A 16,570-nucleotide genomic window follows, 5' to 3' on the forward strand; every position below is an offset into this window, starting at 1 on the left:
GCACGGATGACGGTGGACGCGCTGGCGGCGGCGCGCCGGTTGGCGCCGCGACTGGCGGCCCGGGCGGCCGGTTACGACCGGGACGGAAGCTTTCCGGTCGAGGACTTCGCCGACCTGCGGGACGCCGGGCTTTTTGGCCTGATGGTCCCGCCGGAACTGGGCGGGCTCGGCGTCAGCTTCGCCGGGTACGCCGCGGTCGCCACCGAGCTGGCTCGGGGCAACGGGGCGACGGCGCTGGTGTTCAACATGCACGCCTCGGTGACCGGTGCGCTCGGCGCGCTCACCAAGGAGCTGGCGGAGGCGCTCGGCGTACCGGACGAGGCGCTGGCGGCCCGGGACCGGCTGCTCGCCGAGGCGGCGGCCGGGGCCTGGTACGCCGTGGCGATGAGCGAGCGGGGTGTCGGCTCCCGGCTGTCGAGGTTGACCACGACGTACGAGCCGGTGGACGGGGGCTACCACATCCGGGGAGTGAAGACCTTCTGCTCCGGTGCGGGTCACGCGGACGCGTACCTGGTCGCCGCCCGCAGCGTCGCGGATCAGACGGTGGTCTCGCAGTTCCTGGTACCGGCCACTCCGGACGGGCTGCGGGTGGAGCCGACCTGGGATTCCCTCGGTATGCGGGCCACCGCCTCACACGACCTGCACCTGGACGTGGTGGTGCCGGCCGACCGGCTGCTCGGCGGGGTGGAGGGGCTGGCGCTGGTGGTCGCCCAGCTGATGCCGCACTGGCTGGTGGCGAGCTACGCCGCCGTCTACGTCGGAGTGGCCCGGGCGGCGATCGACGCCGCGGTCGAGCACCTGACCGCCCGCGGACTGGACACGTTGCCGGCGGTCCGGGCGCGGGTGGGACGGGCGGACGCGGCCGTGGCCGCCGCCGAGCTGGCGGTGGCCGAGGCGGCCCGCCGGGTCGACGAGGCGCCGGGCGACCCGGAGACGAACCGTTGGGTGTGGCGGGCCAAGCTGCTCGCCGGTACGACCGCGGCGGAGGTGGCGGCGTCGATGGTGGAGGCCGCCGGCACCTCGGCGACCCGCCGGGGGCATCCGCTGGAGCGGCTCTACCGAGACGCCCGGTGCGGCTCGCTGCACCCGGCCACCTCGGACGTCTGTGCGGACTGGTTGGGCGTGGCGGCGCTCGGCGGTGACCCGGACCGGGATGGCACGACGCCGCGTTGGTGAGCGCGCGCCACGCTGGTTTCGGGGTGCCACCCTGGGAGACGTGGCGCCGCCATCGGGCGGCCGGGATGCCTCCCGGTGGGCCGCGCGGCGGCGACGCCCGGGCAGCCGGCACCCGGCCCACCGGCCGGCGGCGCGCTCACCCAGCCGGGCAGGGCGGTACGGCGTCGCGGGTCCGGCCGAGCCGATCCGCGGGGCACCGGCGGGTACGTTCCCGCGTCCCCCGGTCGCGCTCCGGGGTTGGGCTCGGTGAGCGCGTGGTACGCGAGCTGGCGCGGGTCGCGATCGGAGGGCGGTATGGGTAGCGGGAGCAGCGGATACGGGCCCGGGGTGATCGCCGGGGTGGGGGTGTCCCTGCCCCCGGCGTCCGGTCAGGACGAGTTGTGGGAGGGCTTCTTCGCCCGGCACTTCTCCGGGACGACCCGGACGCTCGCCGAGCGGATCTTCGCGAACTCCGGGGTGAGCCGGCGGCAGGCGGCGGTGAATCCGCTGCTGGAGGACGTCTCGGAGTGGCCAACCGAGCGACGGATGCGTCGGTACCAGATCGAGGCGCTGCCGCTGGGTAAGGAGGCGGTGGACCGGGCGCTGACCGACGCGGGCCTGCGGGCCGGGGACGTCGGCCTCTTCGTGGTCTGCTCGTGCACCGGCTACGCGACCCCGGGCCTGGACATCCTGCTGGCCCGGGACATGGGTATGGCCCCGGACACCCAGCGGATGTTCGTGGGACACATGGGGTGTTACGCCGCGCTCCCCGGGCTCGGCGCCGCGAACGACTTCGTGACGGCCCGGGGCCGTCCGGCGCTGCTCCTCTGCGCGGAACTGACCAGTCTGCACCTCCAGCCCGCGTCGGCCCGGATGGACACCCAGCAGATCATCTCGCACGCGCTCTTCTCCGACGCCGCCGTCGCGGTCGTGGTCGTGCCCGGCGACCGCCCCGGATACGCCATCCGCGAGGTGACCGCCGTGACGGATACCTCGACGGCGGACCACATGACCTGGGAGCTGACCGACACCGGTTTCCGAATGGGGTTGTCGCCGAAGGTGCCGCAGGTCCTGGCGCTCTACGTGGCGGAGCTGGTCACCGGCCTGCTGGCCCGGAACGGTCGGCGGATCTCCGAGGTGGACGGCTGGGCGGTGCACCCGGGCGGCCCCCGGATCCTGAACGTGGTGGAGGAGAAGCTGGGTCTGCCCCCGGAGGCGCTGGCCGCGTCCCGGGCGATTCTCGACGAGCACGGGAACTGTTCCTCGCCGACGTCGCTGCTGATCCTCGACCGGCTCCGGCGGTCCGCCGCCGTGCCCCGTACCGTGGTGATGCTCGCCTTCGGCCCGGGCCTGACCCTCTACGCGGCGCTGCTGGACCGGCTTCCCGGCACGGGGCGGGCCGGGTTCTAGCTGGACGGCCGGATGGGCCGGCCGGTGTGGACGCGGGGGAAGCGGATTGCGCCGGCTCGCGCTGCCGAGGGACACCGTGCTGACCCCGGGAGCGAGGGCTGGTGGCGGGTGGCCCGCCGGGCGGTCGGAGGTGGCGCCGACGGCGAATCGCCGGTTCGCGGCGGAGGGGACCCGGCGGCGACCGGGGCTCATCCCGCCGAGGACAGTCGCGCGAGGTCGGCCTGGTACTCCGCGCTCGTGGTGAGCTCCGGCACGGTGCGGATGATCTCACCGGATCGGGTCACCACCAGGGCGCTCGCGGTGCCCGGCGGTGCGGTCAGGTGCAGCGAGGTACGCAGTTCGGAGGCGGGGTCGGTGAGGAACCGGAGGGCCGGGCCATCCCCTGGTGTGGTCGCGGGTCGGGCGCCGGGTGTGGTCTGGCGGGTGCGGACCACCACCACGTTCACCCCGGGCGGCGCGGCGCGGCGGGCCGCGTCGAGTTCCTCGGCGCACGGGCAGCCGTCGGCGATGATGATCATCGCGGGGAGCAGGCTGCGCAGGGGGACGAGACCGCCGTCCTCGCCGAGCAGGTCCAGGGCGGGCAGGGTGTGGTCGGGTTGATTGCCCGGGGATGTCCGGACGGTGGCCGTGGGGCGCTGCCCGGGCCAGGCGAAGGCGAAGAGGCTGATCAGGGTCGCGATGATGGCGACCGACATGATCACCAGCGCGAGTCGTAGCGGCGCCGGACCGGTGGTGGCGGAGGCCAGCCCGAGGCGGCGACGCCAGGCGTCCCGGCGGGCGCGGCGGCGGAGTTCGCGGCGTACCTGGGCGGCCTCCGCGGCCAGCTCGGCGGGATCGTCGGGGATCACTATCGAACCCCAGTCGGCGGGCAGGTCAGGCAGGTCGTCGAAGCCGCCGTTGTCCGGCCGTCCGTCGCCGTCGGCAGACGTGCTCATAGCGCGCCCCCTGACCGCTCAGCTGAGGAGTGGTTCGGTGTGGTACCAGGGTCCCCCACCGGCGGGCGTATCGCCAGTGGGGGACGGCGGCTGTCCCGAAGAGATACCCTTGGAGGGCCGCAACTCCGTAGATCCGATTTTTCCGACCCGTCTTGCCGACCCGTGATCCGTACGTCACGCAGCGTGTTGAAATCCACGGATCGGTGTGCTGTCAAGCCGAAGAAAGACCTCTCACAGGGCCTCTGAGCTGCGCTAACGGTCAGGACTGCGGTGGGACATCGGTGCCTGAGCGTGTTACCCTAGACACAGCGAAAGGGGTTTCGAACCTATGGTTTTCAGTGTCGGCGAGACCGTTGTTTACCCCCACCACGGGGCCGCACTCATCGAGGCGATCGAGACTCGGATCATCAAGGGCGAGCCCAAGCAGTACCTCGTCCTCAGGGTCGCTCAGGGTGATCTGACGGTCCGGGTGCCCGCCGAGAACGCCGAGATCGTGGGCGTGCGCGAGGTGGTTGGCGAAGAGGGCCTGGGCAAGGTCTTCGATGTCCTTCGTGCCCCGCACACCGAGGAGCCGACCAACTGGTCGCGGCGTTACAAGGCAAACCTGGAAAAGCTGGCTTCCGGTAACCCCCTCAAGGTGGCCGAGGTCGTTCGGGACCTTTGGCGCCGCGAGCGGGAGCGGGGCCTTTCGGCGGGCGAGAAGCGGATGCTCGCCAAGGCCCGCGACATTCTGGTCGGTGAGGTCGCGCTCGCCGAAAAGAGCACCAAGGACGAGGCCGAAGTCCTGCTCGACAAGGTGCTCGCCGAGGCATAGGTCTCAGACCGGCACGATCCGGCCGTGTCGGTGTCGTACCCGAGAAAGCAGACGAGGACCGCGACGTGACCGCGCAGCTCAATCCGCGCGGTGACGTCGCGGTCCTCGTTCCTGCCGCCGGGGCCGGGGTACGGCTCGGTCCCGGCGCCCCCAAGGCGCTGCGCCGGCTCGGTGGCGAGCCCCTGCTGACCCACGCGGTACGCCGGGTCGCCGCGGCCCCCTCGGTGCACAGCATCGTGGTCGCGGCCCCGGCCACCGAGGTCGCGGCGGTCCGGGAACTGCTCGCCCCGGTCGCCGAGGTGACGGTGGTGCCGGGCGGGGCCACCCGGCAGGCGTCCGTCGCCGCCGCCCTGGCCGCGGTCCCGGCCGGGCCGGAGATCATCCTGGTGCACGACGCGGCCCGGGCGCTGACCCCGGCCGCGCTGGTGGAGTCGGTCGCCGCGGCGGTGCGCGCCGGCGCCGAGGCCGTGATCCCGGTGCTCCCGGTCGTCGACACGATCAAGGAGGTCTCGGCCGACGAGGTGGTGCTCGGCACCGTCGATCGGGCGGCGCTTCGGGCCGTGCAGACCCCCCAGGGGTTCCGGCGCGCGGTGCTCACGGCGGCGCACGCCGCCGCCGTCGACCCGCTCACCGACGACGCGGGCCTGGTCGAGAAGCAGGGCGTCCGGGTCGTCTGCGTCCCCGGCTCCGAGTACGCCCTGAAGATCACCCGCCCCTTCGACCTGGCCCTGGCCGAGTACCTGTTGGGGAGCGCGCCGGTCGCCGGGCAATCCTGATCACTACGCTTGGCGGACATGACCGTTCCTGTCGTCGGCATCGGGACCGACGTGCACGCCTTCGAGGCGGGGCGCGAGTGCTGGGTGGCGGGCCTGTACTGGCCCGGCGTGACCGGGTTGGCCGGGCACTCCGACGGCGACGTCGCCGCGCACGCGGCGTGCGACGCGCTGCTCTCCGCGGCCGGTCTGGGCGATCTCGGCAGCAACTTCGGGGTCGCCGAGCCGGAGTGGGCCGGTGCCGCCGGGGTGACCCTGCTCGCCGAGACGGCCCGGCGGGTTCGGGCCGCCGGTTTCGAGATCGGCAACGTCTCGATCCAGGTGATCGGCGTCCGTCCCAAGATCGGGCCGCGTCGGGCCGAGGCCCAGGCGGCGCTGACCGAGGCGGTCGGCGCCCCGGTCACCGTCTCCGGTACGACGACCGACGGGCTGGGCCTGACCGGGCGGGGAGAGGGTCTGGCCGGCCTCGCGGTGGCCCTGATCCACCGCCGGTCCGGCTGAGCGGCCGATCCGTTCAGGAGGAATTCCGGGCCGGCGTGGTGGATCGGAGCGGCGAGCCCAGGAACAGCGCGAACGCCAACAGCAGCGTGCCCCACATCACCGTGGACAACCCGTTGCCCGTCTGCCAGGCCTCGATCGCGACGGTCGGACCGGAGTCGGGGAACCGGATGTCGCTGCCGAAGCCACCGGCGAACGCCGTCAGCCCCACCACGGCGAACATCAGGAGGTCGCCCCGTTCCCTGCCGGTCAGGTGGTACGCCAGCACCACGGCGAGCGTGCCAGCGGTCGCCACCAGTGCGAGGAGCAGCGCGACCCCGTCGAGGTACGCCTCGTGCCATCCGCCGAGCTCGGCACCGAGGCCACGCAGCAGGTCCGCATAGTCGAGGTAACCGACCTGGACCCACCCCGTCCCGTAGTTGATCCTCGCCCAGGGAGAGACGAAGAACCCCACCCCCTGCACGCCGGCCGCGACCGCGATGACGGCCAGTCGGAACACGAGGCCGTATCGGGTCGGCCCCCGCCCGGTCCTGCCCGGCCGCTGCGTCCGGCCGGCCGGGATGCCCGGCGGCGGGGAGGGAGTGCCCAGGGTTGGCGTTCCGACCGTGGTCGGAGCGGGTGGGGTCGCGGGAGCGGGGGCGTCCGGCGGGAGGGCGGTTCCGGGGACGGCGTCCGTGGAGCCGGCTGCCACCGGCGGTGGGGGAGTCGGCGCGGGTGGTCGGGGCGTCGAGGCCGCGACGGCGGCATCAAGCGGATCGACCAGCGGGCGCTGCCAACCGTCCAGCACCTGCGGAGTCCACTGTTGGCCGTCGTGCCAGCGCAACGGGTGGCGCCCCGACGGGTCCGGATACCAGCCGGGTTGCATCTGGACCTCCATCCGCATGCAGGCCGGATCGGAGTCTACCGCCCGGCGGCGACGTCATGATCCGGTAACGGTCGCGCGGCCCCGCGAGCCTCCGCTGCGGGGATCACGCGTACTGGCGCCGGTGGTCGGCCACTGTGGACGGCCGCTGCGGGCTCCTGCCGATCGCGACTCCTGGGCGCGGTACCGCGTCGCTTTCCTAATGGGCGAGTGCCCACTAAAGTGGGCGCATGGTCACTTCGGCACAGGAGCAACCAGGCTGGTCCCCGGCGGAGCTGCACCGCAAGCGGCGGGTGGCCGAGTCGTTCGGCGCCGACGCGCAACGCTACGACCGGATCCGACCCGGCTACCCCGATGCCCTGGTGGCGCGGATCGTCTCCAGCAGTCCCGGCCCGGACGTGCTCGACGTGGGATGTGGGACCGGCATCGCGGCCCGCCAGTTCCGGACCGCCGGCTGCACGGTGCTCGGGGTCGAACCGGATGCGCGGATGGCCGATGTCGCGCGGTCCCACGGCCTGCGCGTCGAGGTGGCGACCTTCGAAGCCTGGGCACCGGCCGGCCGGACGTTCGACGCGGTGATCGCCGCCCAGTCGTGGCACTGGATCGATCCGGTCGCCGGCGCGGTCAAGGCGGCCCAGGTACTGCGCCCGAACGGGCTGCTGGCGATCTTCGGGCACGTGTTCGAGCCGCCCGTCGAGGTGGCCGAGGCGCTCGCCGACGCCGTCCGGCGGCTGGTGCCGGACTCGCCGTTCGGCACGCTGCCGGCCCGTCGGCCGCTGGAGATGTACCAGGCGGGGTACGCGAAGATCGCCGGCACGATTCGCGAGACGGGACGGTTCCACGAACCCGAACAGTGGCGGTTCGACTGGGAGCGGTCGTACACGCGCGACCAGTGGCTGGCCCTGCTCCCCACCACCGGTGTCCTCACCCACCTACCACCCGACACGACAGCCGGCATCCTGCGCGCCGTCGGGGCCGCGGTCGACGCGCTGGGCGGGCACTTCACGGCCCGGCACACCACCCTGGCGACCGCCGCCGTACGGGTCGACACCGCCTGACCGTCGCCACGGCACCGACCCCGGAAGCGTGGGCTGGCTGGGGGGAGACAAGGACCAAGCCTGACGCCACGGGGGGAGCGCCAGGCTTGGTCCGTCCACGGTATCGCTGATTGCCGCCGATGGGGAGTGGCGTTTCGGCGGGTCGCGCGGACAGATGCGGCGTGTCGCCACCAGGGCTTCGGCATGCCGCCAGCGGCGGGCCGGTCGGGCGCCACCGGTCGTCCAGCCAACCGCCGCCCACCGTGGGCCCGAGGAGTGCCGGCGCCGGTCGGGCAGGCGGCCACCGCCCGCCGGACCGTGGCCGCGGTGGGCGGCGGACGATCCGACGAGACACACCCGGATACGCTTCGGCACGTGTCCAGTGACGCCGAATCCGACCAGTCCGCCACCGCCGACAGCTACGTCCAGCGGGCCGAACTCCTCGCCGAACTGGGCCGGTACGACGAGGCCGCCGCCGAGGTCGGGTTCGCCATCGCGCTCGAACCCGACCACCTGCCGGCGCTGCTGCTCCTGGCCCGCATCCGGCTCGCCGCCGGCGATCCGGCCCGGGCACTGGAGGCCGCCGACGCGGCGATCGCCGTCGCCCCGACCCTGTTCCACCCGCTGGTGCTCCGCGGCCACGCCCTCGTCGATCTGCGCCGGTTCAAGGAGGCGGCGGCCGTCGCCGACGAGATCCTGGCGCTCGGCCCGGACGACGCGTACGCGCAGCGCAGCGCCGCCGCGATCCTCGGCGAGGCGCGCAACGGCCAGCAGGCCCTCAACGCCGCGTGGCGCGCGGTCGAGCTGGATCCGGAGGAACCGCAGGCGCACCTGGTGCTGGGCCTCGTGGCCGCGCGGATGGAGCTCTTCGACCTGGCCGAGCGCGCGTACCGGGAGGCGCTCCGGCTCGACCCGGAGCTGGCCGAGGCGCAGCACGACATCGGGGTGATCCGGCTGGAGCAGCGGCGCTACGCCGAGGCCCTGGAACACCTGGCCGACGCCGCCGCGCTCGCCCCCGGCCGGGTGGACAGCGGGGCCACCATCGCCCAGGGACTGCGCCGGATCGTGATGTACGCCCTCGGCTACACCATCGTGGCGGCGGTGCTGGTCGCCTGCATGGCCGGGCTGAACCCGACCCCTGGCCGGGTCTGGGCCGGGATCGCCTCGCTGGTCGGCGGAATCCTGCTGTGGCGGCTGGCCCGCCGGGTGCCGAACCTGGGCCGGGGTCGGCTGCCCGAGCTGATCCGGGGTGACCGGATGCTCGCCGTCGCGGTGTACGCGGCCGCGGCCGGTCCGGTGCTGATCCTGCTCTACGCGCTGGTCGGCATCCCCTGGCTGCTCGTTCTGGCGATCGTCGCCGCCACCGCGGCCGAACTCGCGGTGATCTTCGCCTGGGATCCGGAGAGCGAGCAGAAGCAGTGATCGACGCCGAGCCGAGCGGCGGGCACGTGGTCGTTGGACCAGGCCCTGCCGATCGGCAACGGAACCCTGACCGGGCCGGCACCGCGCGCAGGCCGAGATACGGCTCGAGGCCGACCGGCGCGCATCAGGTCACCGGCACGCATCAGGTGGGGGCGGGGCGGGACCAGGTCCAGGCATACTCGCCGTCCTCACAGGCCAGGGCCGGTTCGCAGAGGTCGAGTGGGCGGAACGTGTCGACCATGACCGCCAGCTCGTCGAAGCGCTCGGCGCCGATGGACCGCTCCGGCGCACCGGGCTGCGGGCCGTGGGTGAAGCCGGCCGGGTGTAGCGAGATCGAGCCCTGCTCGATGCCGGAGCCGCGCCGCGCCTCGTAGTTGCCGCCGGTGTAGAAGAGCACCTCGTCGGAGTCGGTGTTGTGGTGGTTGTACGGCACCGGAATCGCCAGCGGGTGATAGTCGACCTTGCGCGGGACGAAGGAGCAGATGACGAAGTTCGGGCCCTGGAACGTCTGGTGCACCGGCGGCGGCTGGTGGATCCGGCCGGTGATCGGCTCGAAGTCGTGGATGGAGAAGGCCCACGGGTAGAGGTGTCCGTCCCAGCCGACGACGTCGAACGGGTGGTGGGCGTAGACGTGCCGGGTCCAGCCGCGACGGTGCTGGACGTACACCTCGACGTCGGTCCCCTCGACGAGCAGCGGCGACTCCGGCCCCCGGATGTCGCGCTCGCAGTACGGCGAGTGCTCCAGGAACTGGCCCCGGACCGAGAGGTAGCGCTTGGGTGGGCCGATGTGCCCGGACGCCTCGATGGTGAGCATCCGGAGCGGGTCCGGGGCGACCGGTACGACCCGGTAGATCACCGAGGTCGGGATGATGACGTAGTCGCCGGCGGTCACGCCGAGGACGCCGAAGGTCGACTCGATGCGGGCGGCGCCGGACTCGACGTACAGGCACTCGTCGCCGACGGCGTTGCGGTAGAGCGGGGAGGGGCGGTCGGCGACGACGTACGAGATCCGGACATCGTCATTGACCAGCAGGTGCTGCCGGCCGAGCACCGCGTCGGCCCCGGAGGAGTCGAGCTTGTGGGTACGCAGGTGGCGCGGCTTGAGCGGCCGGTTCGGCACCCGCGCCCAGGTCGGTGGGGTGAACTCCTCGGCCGCGACGATCGCGGTCGGCAGGTGGCGGTGGTAGAGCAGCGACGAGTCCGACGAGAAGCCCTCCTGCCCCATCAACTCCTCGGCGTAGAGGCTGCCGTCGGGTTGCCGGAACTGGGTGTGGCGCTTGCGGGGTACCTCGCCGACCCTGCGGTAGTACGGCATTGTCGCCTCCCTTTTGTCCCAGTCAGCGGCCAAGAACGTCCGATAATCGGACGCTGTTGTCCGCTAGTCGTAGCGTCCCGTAAGTTTTCTGTTCGTGTCAACGCAGGTCCCCCGGCTCTTCACCGGGCTGGTCGACGACGCCGCCGTCTTTCCGCCCGGCAGCGCGACCCTGCCCGAGGCGGTCGCCGCCCACCGTCGACACCGGGCGGCCTGGTACGCCGACCTGGTCGGCCCGCTGCTCCTCCCCGCCTCGGCCCTGCCGGAGCTGCCGGCGCTGCTCGGCCCCGACGAGCAGCTCGAGATCGGCGTCGTCGGCGACGTGCCGATCGCCCGGCTGTACCAGCTCCGTGACCAGGTCGACTCGCGGATCCGGATCCGCCAGGTCGAGGCGGCGGTGGCCAAGCGCGGCGAGGACCCGCAGCCCGGCCTCGCCGAACTCGTCGGCCTCCCCGCCCACCTCGACGATGCCGACGTCTATGCCGAAATCCCGCTGACGTGGGGCCTGCTCGGCGCGCTCGACCGGCTCGCCGCCGAGCGGGCCGCCGGGAAGCGGATCGCGGCGAAGTTCCGCACCGGCGGGCTCGCCGCCGAACTCTTCCCCACCCCGGTCGAGCTGGCGGCCGTGATCGGCGCCTGCCGGGACCGGAAGCTGCCGTTCAAGCTCACCGCCGGGCTGCACCACGCGATCCGGCACATCGACCCGGAGACGGGCTTCACCCACCACGGGTTCGTCAACATCCTGGCCGCCACCGCCGCCGGGGACGCCGGAGCCGAGGTGACGGAGATGGCCGAACTGCTGGCCGCGACCGACCCGGTGCCGCTGGTCGAGGCCGCGCGGTCCCGACGGGACCAGAATCGTCCACTCTGGATCGGCTTTGGCTCGTGCAGCGTCATGGAGCCGCTCATCGACCTGGTTCGGCTCGGGCTGGTGAACGGAGGGTACGAGGAATGACCACGCGGAGCGGAGGGTACGGGGCGTGACCTGGGTGACGGGGGCGGCCGATTCCCCGTACGGGGTGCACAACCTGCCGTACGGAGTCTTCGTCGAGGGGGGCCGGGCGCCCCGGATCGGCGTACGGATCGGCGACGCCGTGCTCGACCTCGACGGTGCGGAGGCGGCCGGGCTGGTCCTGGCGGGTGGCGCGCTGCGCCAGCCGAGCCTCAACGCCTTCATGGCGCTCGGGCGTGGCCAGTGGACCACGGTACGCCGCCGGATCGTCGAGCTGCTCACCGCCGAGGAACACCGCGCCGCCGTGGCGCCACTGCTCCGTCCGCTCGACGAGGTCGAGCTGGTCCTCCCCTTCGCGGTCGGCGACTACGTCGACTTCTACTCCTCCGAACACCACGCGGCGAACGTCGGGCAGATCTTCCGGCCCGGCCAGCCCCCGCTGCTGCCGAACTGGCGGCACCTGCCGGTCGGCTACCACGGCCGGGCCGGCACGGTGGTGGTCTCCGGTACGCCGATCGTCCGTCCGACCGGGCAGCGGGCCACCCCGGAGGGGCCGGTCGTCGGGCCGTCCACCCGGCTCGACATCGAGGCGGAGGTCGGGTTCGTGGTCGGGGTGCCGTCGCCGCTCGGCCAGCGGGTCGGCGTCGCCGACCTCGCCACGTACGTCTTCGGGGTGGTGCTGGTCAACGACTGGTCGGCCCGGGACATCCAGGCCTGGGAGTACCAGCCGCTCGGCCCGTTCCTCGGCAAGTCCTTCGCCACCTCGATCTCGCCCTGGGTGGTGCCGTTGGAGGCGCTGGAGCACGCCTGGGTCCCGGCTCCGGCGCAGGACCCGCCGGTGCTGGAGTACCTTCGGGACGTCCCACACCGGGGGCTGGACCTGCGGCTGGCCGTCGACTGGAACGGTCACCGGGTCAGCGAACCGCCGTTCGCGTCGATGTACTGGACACCGGCCCAGCAACTCGCCCACCTGACCGTCAACGGCGCGGCCCTGCGGACCGGCGACCTGTACGCCTCCGGCACGGTCTCCGGGCCCCGGCGCGACCAGACCGGCTCGTTCCTGGAGCTGACCTGGGGCGGCGCCGAGCCGGTCCGGTTGCCGGACGGATCGACCCGGACCTTCCTCGCCGACGGGGACACGGTCACGATCAGCGGGACCGCGCCGGGCCCGGACGGCGCCCTCGTCGGCCTCGGCGAGGTCACCGGCACGATCGTCCCCGCCCGACCGGTCTGACGCCGCCGGGATCCGGCGACCCGCGCGGTCGCACTCGGCGTGCGATCGGTTCATCGCGTCGAGTAACAGGAACACCGATGCCGCGTTGAGTATCTCGGCGGACGAGTTTCGCCCATATGGTGCTTAACTGGCTGAAAGGGTTCGACAATGCTTGACCGTGCGCGTGCGGTGTGGCGCAAGAGCAGCCGCTCCAACGACCAGGGCCTCTGCATCGAGGTCGCGGACAACCTCCCCGGGATCGTCGGCGTGCGTGACTCCAAGGACCCCGGTCCGGTGCTGGAGTTCACCCCCGCCACCTGGGCGGCGTTCGTGGCGGCGGCCCGATCCGGGCGGTTCCGCGGCTGAGCGGGGCCTCGGCGGGGTTCCGTGACCGAGCCGGACGCCGGCGCCGGCCCAGGACTGCCGTACACCTGCCAGGATGAGGTCCGGTCCTGATCGGTAGGGTGCCCGGCGGAGGTGCGGGCATGGCGACGCCGAACGGTTCCGGGAGACCGACCGGTTCGAGGCTGAGGCGACGGATCCCCCTCGCCGTCGCCACGGCCGTACTGGTCCTGTCCGCCTCCGTCGCGGTCGGCTACCGGGTGCTCGCCCCCGCCGAGGTGGTCATCCCGGCCCGGGTGGGCCTTCCGGTCGTCCCGGACCCGGCCCCCGGGGTGATCGGCACCCTGAACGCGGCCCCGCTGATCGTCGACGGCCGGCTGCGGGTCTACGCCACCACCCGGACGGTCTGGGCCGACCACCCGATCGACGCGCGGACCCGGCGGACACCGTACTGGTCGTACCGACGGTGGCCGGCACAGCTCGCCGGTGTGGTGGCGGCCGGCACCACGGTGGTGACCCGCTGGTCCGACGGGGAGCTGGTCGCCCTCGACGCCCGCACCGGCCAGCCCCGCTGGCGCGCCGTCGGGCCACGGCCCGGACACGGGTACGTCGGACGGCGCACCGGGGCCGCGACCGTCTACGCCCCGACCGGCCTCTTCACCGCCGTCGCCGCGGACGGGACCCGGGTGCTGGTGATTGCCGGTTCGACCGAGCGCCGGGGCATGGACCTCGACTCCGGCCGCCTGCTGTGGCGGTCGGACGTCGACCGCGGCTGCCGGGCCGGGGATCCGGAGGCGGGGTTGACCACCGGCAGCGGAGAGCTCGTCCTTCCCGAGACCTGTGCCGGCGCCGCGCTCCTCGGCTTCTACGACGTCGCCACCGGGCGGCTCGTGACCCGGTGGCATCCGACGGGTCCCGGTGCGGCCGGACCGGGATCGGACCGCCCCGGTCTGGCCGGACCCGCCCCGACCGGCCGCGCAACGACCGGCCCCGGCCCGGTCGGTCCCCGGGGCGCCGGCTCCAGCCCGCTCGCTCCCCGGGACGTCGCTCCTGAACCGGCCGGCGCGCCCGGCGGTGCACCGGCGGCGGAGCCGGGTGTCGAGAAGGCGGCCACGGGCGACCTCCGGGTCGTCCCGCTGGGCTGCCCGACCGGCCGCTCGGGCTGCCGGGCGATCCGGACCGAGTACGCCGGCGTCACCCGGGGCTGGCTGCTCGACCAGGGCGCGCCGGTCGCCGCCCCCACCTTGGACTGGCCGGAAACCGTGCTCGTCGACGACGTGGCGGTGGCACCCGACGAGACCGGGCTGGTGGCGCGCGCGGTGCGGTCCGGTGCCCGGCGCTGGCGGTGGACGGGCGGCCGGGCCCGGGTGCTCGCCGTCCAGCCGGGCCGGGTGCACCTGCGGACCGAGGCGGCGCCGGGTGGCGGGGCGGGGGACCTGGTCACGCTGGAGACGGCGACCGGGGCGGAGCGCTCCCGCTTCCCGTTCACGTACGGCCGGGACTCCACCACCTGGGCACCCGGGTTCGCGTACGCGGCCAGCGGGTTCGTCGCGGTGGAGCGGTTGGCCGAACCGGTCGACCCGACCGACGACGACCGCGGCTACTACCTGGGGGACCAGCCGGTCATCCTTGCCGCCACCTGAGCGCGCCGTACCGCCCGCCCGATCAGAGGGCGGTCTCGGCCGCGGCGAGGAAGGCGTCGTTCTCGGCCGGGGTGCCGATGGTGACCCGAACCCCGTCGCCGGCGAAGGGCCGCACGATGACCCCGCGCGCCTCACAGGCCTGGGCGAACGGCACCGCCCGGTCGCCGAGCGGCAGCCAGACGAAGTTCGCCTGGCTCTCCGGAACGGTCACGCCGGCCGGTAGCCGCTTGCGCAGCGTCTCGGTCACCCGCTCCCGCTCGGCGATCACCAGGGCGCACCGGCGGCGTACCTCGTCGGCCTGTCGGAGCGCGGCCATCGCCCCGGCCTGGGCGGCCAGGCTGGTGGAGAACGGGGTGATCACCTTGCGTACGGCACCGACCACCTCGGGACTGCCGACCAGGAAGCCGACCCGCAGCCCGGCCAGCCCCCACGCCTTGGAGAGGGTACGCAGCACGACCACGTTGGGCCGGTCCCCGTACGTCGTCAGCCCGTCCGGTACCTCGGGGTCGGTGACGAACTCCCGGTACGCCTCGTCGAGCACCACCAGCACGTCGTCGGGGACGGCGGCGAGGAACCGGTCCAACTCGGCCCGGCGTAGCGCGGTCCCGGTCGGGTTGTTCGGGTTGCAGACGAAGACCAGCCTCGTCCGGTCGGTCACCGCCGCCGCCATCGCCGCCAGGTCGTGCCCGTGGCCGGCGTCGTTCGGCACCCGTACGCTGGAGGCGCCGCTGGTCGCCACGATGATCGGGTACGCCTCGAAGGAGCGCCACGAGTAGAGGACCTCGTCCCCGGGCAGGCAGGTCGCCCGGACCAGGTGTTCGGCGAGCGCCACCGACCCGCAGCCGGTGGCGATCCGGTCCGGGCTGACCCCGTACCGCTCGGCCAGCACGTCCCGGAGCGCCACCACGCCCATGTCCGGATAGCGGTGCGTCCCCGCCACCGCCTCGGCGACCGCCTCGACGACCCCCGGAAGCGGACCGTACGGCACCTCGTTGCTGGCCAACTTGATCGCCTCGGGCAACCCCAGCTCACGGGCGAGGTCCGCGGGGTTGCGTCCGGGCACGTAGCTCGGCAGTGCGTCGAGGTCGGCCCGGGTCAGCCGGGTGGTGCGGGGGGTCCGGTCGGGGGTCGGGCTGGTCATGACTCGGTGCCTCCAGAGCGGTCGGTGGGGGAGCCGGTGGGGCCGGCGGGCGAGGAGGGGGATGCCGGTGGGGCGGCCGGTGGGGGCGCCGTGCGGGCAAGCTGGACCACGACGGTCTGGGCGCGCTTGTCGTGCAGCGCCTGCCGAAGCGGCCGGTCGATCGCCGGGAGCCCGCAGTCGAGCAGTTGGATCAGGAAGCCGATCCCGCAGCAGCTCCAGAGAAAGACCGGCAGGCCGAGCATGTTCCAGCGCCGGAACGAGCGGCCGAAGCTCACCCGCTCCGTCTCCGACACCGGCACGACCTTGATGCCCATCACGCGCTTGCCGAAGGTCTGCCCGGTGTTGGCCACCGACGGCACCTCGTAGGCGAACCAGAGCGCGACCGCGATGAGCAGGATCACCACCTGTAGCCAGTCGGCCTGCCGGCTGGCCTGCGGCACCGTGAGCGGACCCGTCCCGCCGGACGCGAGCCACCGGTTGATCTCCCGGGAGATCGGCTCGATCTCCTGGACGAACCGCCAGACGAACCAGCCGTTGACCAGGACGTTGAGCAGGAACACGATGCTGATGTCGATCAGCCGGGCGACGAGCCGGGCGCCGAGCGGCGCCAGTTCCAGCCCGTGCGGCCGGGGTGGCGGTCCCGCCCAGGCGGGGTACCGGCTCGGCGGCCAGCCCGGCGGTGGGGCGCTGCCCGGGGGCCAACCCGACGGTGGGCCGGGCGGGCCACCGTACGGCGGGAGGCCGGGTCCGTACGACGGCGGGACGCCGGGGCCGGAGATTCCGGGCGGAGCCGGCGGGGCGGGCGAGCCAAGGGCCGAGGGTGGGGCGCCGGGGGTGCCGGGCGCGGGGCTCGCCGGGGAGCCCGGGGCTCCGCCCCCGACGGGTGGCGCGGAGGCCGGGGCCGGCTCGGCCGGCGGCGGACCGGGGGGTGGGGTGGCGTCGACGGGCAGCGGCGCGCCGATCCAGCCCTCGCCGTCCCAGTACCGCTGCGTGGTCGGGTCGGCGGGGTCGGGGTACCAACCCGGCTGCACCGTCACCGCGACGACCTCGGTTCAGTCCTG

Annotated in this window: 16 protein-coding genes; 11 read left to right on the plus strand and 5 right to left on the minus strand. The window is 73.8% G+C overall.

Going from position 1 to position 16,570, the window contains the following annotated elements:
- The first annotated feature begins 6 nt into the window (after positions 1 to 6).
- Positions 7 to 1,176: an acyl-CoA dehydrogenase family protein gene (locus tag EF879_RS22845; protein WP_123561935.1), complete on the plus strand. Its 1,170-nt coding sequence runs from the start codon at positions 7 to 9 to the stop codon at positions 1,174 to 1,176.
- Between the two features lie 294 nt (positions 1,177 to 1,470).
- Positions 1,471 to 2,565, plus strand: coding sequence for a type III polyketide synthase (locus EF879_RS22850; RefSeq protein WP_123561937.1), 1,095 nt, complete (start codon positions 1,471 to 1,473; stop codon positions 2,563 to 2,565).
- Between the two features lie 188 nt (positions 2,566 to 2,753).
- On the opposite strand, the gene EF879_RS22855 is transcribed toward EF879_RS22850, so the two are convergent.
- Complete coding sequence (locus tag EF879_RS22855) at positions 2,754 to 3,500, minus strand: hypothetical protein (protein WP_123561939.1); 747 nt, start codon at positions 3,498 to 3,500, stop codon at positions 2,754 to 2,756.
- A 328-nt stretch (positions 3,501 to 3,828) separates the two neighbouring features.
- Here EF879_RS22855 and EF879_RS22860 point away from each other — a divergent pair, with 328 nt between their 5' ends.
- From EF879_RS22860 to ispF, 3 genes are all read left to right on the plus strand, one after another.
- On the plus strand, positions 3,829 to 4,314 hold the full coding sequence (locus tag EF879_RS22860) for a CarD family transcriptional regulator (protein ID WP_123561941.1): 486 nt from the start codon (positions 3,829 to 3,831) through the stop codon (positions 4,312 to 4,314).
- Between the two features lie 65 nt (positions 4,315 to 4,379).
- Positions 4,380 to 5,090 carry a 2-C-methyl-D-erythritol 4-phosphate cytidylyltransferase gene (ispD, locus tag EF879_RS22865; protein WP_123561944.1) on the plus strand — a complete coding sequence of 237 codons (711 nt, stop codon included), beginning with the start codon at positions 4,380 to 4,382 and terminating at the stop codon, positions 5,088 to 5,090.
- An 18-nt stretch (positions 5,091 to 5,108) separates the two neighbouring features.
- Entirely contained in the window at positions 5,109 to 5,588 is a 480-nt protein-coding gene (gene ispF / locus EF879_RS22870; RefSeq protein ID WP_123561945.1) for a 2-C-methyl-D-erythritol 2,4-cyclodiphosphate synthase, read from the plus strand.
- A gap of 13 nt (positions 5,589 to 5,601) precedes the next feature.
- Here ispF and EF879_RS22875 read toward each other — a convergent pair whose 3' ends face one another.
- A complete protein-coding gene (locus tag EF879_RS22875) occupies positions 5,602 to 6,468 on the minus strand; it encodes a DUF2510 domain-containing protein (protein WP_123561947.1) in 867 nt (288 codons plus the stop codon).
- 209 nt (positions 6,469 to 6,677) lie between these two features.
- Between EF879_RS22875 and EF879_RS22880 the strand changes: the two genes are divergently transcribed.
- Both EF879_RS22880 and EF879_RS22885 read left to right on the plus strand, forming a co-directional pair.
- Positions 6,678 to 7,505, plus strand: a complete 828-nt coding sequence (locus EF879_RS22880) for a class I SAM-dependent methyltransferase (RefSeq protein ID WP_123561949.1) — start codon at positions 6,678 to 6,680, stop codon at positions 7,503 to 7,505.
- 354 nt (positions 7,506 to 7,859) lie between these two features.
- Positions 7,860 to 8,906, plus strand: coding sequence for a tetratricopeptide repeat protein (locus tag EF879_RS22885; RefSeq protein WP_123562060.1), 1,047 nt, complete (start codon positions 7,860 to 7,862; stop codon positions 8,904 to 8,906).
- 142 nt (positions 8,907 to 9,048) lie between these two features.
- Here EF879_RS22885 and EF879_RS22890 read toward each other — a convergent pair whose 3' ends face one another.
- Complete coding sequence (locus tag EF879_RS22890; protein ID WP_123561951.1) at positions 9,049 to 10,221, minus strand: homogentisate 1,2-dioxygenase; 1,173 nt, start codon at positions 10,219 to 10,221, stop codon at positions 9,049 to 9,051.
- A 94-nt stretch (positions 10,222 to 10,315) separates the two neighbouring features.
- Here EF879_RS22890 and EF879_RS22895 point away from each other — a divergent pair, with 94 nt between their 5' ends.
- The 4 genes from EF879_RS22895 to EF879_RS22910 all read left to right on the plus strand — a co-directional run bounded on the left by EF879_RS22895 (position 10,316) and on the right by EF879_RS22910 (position 14,368).
- The gene (locus tag EF879_RS22895; RefSeq protein WP_123561953.1) at positions 10,316 to 11,173 is read left to right on the plus strand and encodes a hypothetical protein; all 858 of its coding nucleotides are present in this window, start codon (positions 10,316 to 10,318) and stop codon (positions 11,171 to 11,173) included.
- A 25-nt stretch (positions 11,174 to 11,198) separates the two neighbouring features.
- Positions 11,199 to 12,404 carry a fumarylacetoacetase gene (fahA, locus tag EF879_RS22900; protein WP_123561955.1) on the plus strand — a complete coding sequence of 402 codons (1,206 nt, stop codon included), beginning with the start codon at positions 11,199 to 11,201 and terminating at the stop codon, positions 12,402 to 12,404.
- Positions 12,405 to 12,551: 147 nt separating this feature from the next.
- Positions 12,552 to 12,749 (plus strand): DUF397 domain-containing protein, encoded by a 198-nt coding sequence (locus tag EF879_RS22905; RefSeq protein WP_123561957.1) that lies wholly within the window; start codon positions 12,552 to 12,554, stop codon positions 12,747 to 12,749.
- A 119-nt stretch (positions 12,750 to 12,868) separates the two neighbouring features.
- Complete coding sequence (locus tag EF879_RS22910; protein ID WP_123561959.1) at positions 12,869 to 14,368, plus strand: PQQ-binding-like beta-propeller repeat protein; 1,500 nt, start codon at positions 12,869 to 12,871, stop codon at positions 14,366 to 14,368.
- 22 nt (positions 14,369 to 14,390) lie between these two features.
- On the opposite strand, the gene hisC is transcribed toward EF879_RS22910, so the two are convergent.
- On the minus strand, positions 14,391 to 15,509 hold the full coding sequence (gene hisC, locus EF879_RS22915; RefSeq protein ID WP_123561961.1) for a histidinol-phosphate transaminase: 1,119 nt from the start codon (positions 15,507 to 15,509) through the stop codon (positions 14,391 to 14,393).
- Positions 15,506 to 16,546 carry an RDD family protein gene (locus tag EF879_RS22920; protein WP_123561963.1) on the minus strand — a complete coding sequence of 347 codons (1,041 nt, stop codon included), beginning with the start codon at positions 16,544 to 16,546 and terminating at the stop codon, positions 15,506 to 15,508. Before EF879_RS22920 ends, hisC begins: the two co-directional genes overlap by 4 nt.
- Between the last annotated feature and the right edge of the window lie 24 nt (positions 16,547 to 16,570).

Source organism: Micromonospora sp. HM5-17 (assembly GCF_003762835.1).
GTDB lineage: Bacteria > Actinomycetota > Actinomycetes > Mycobacteriales > Micromonosporaceae > Plantactinospora.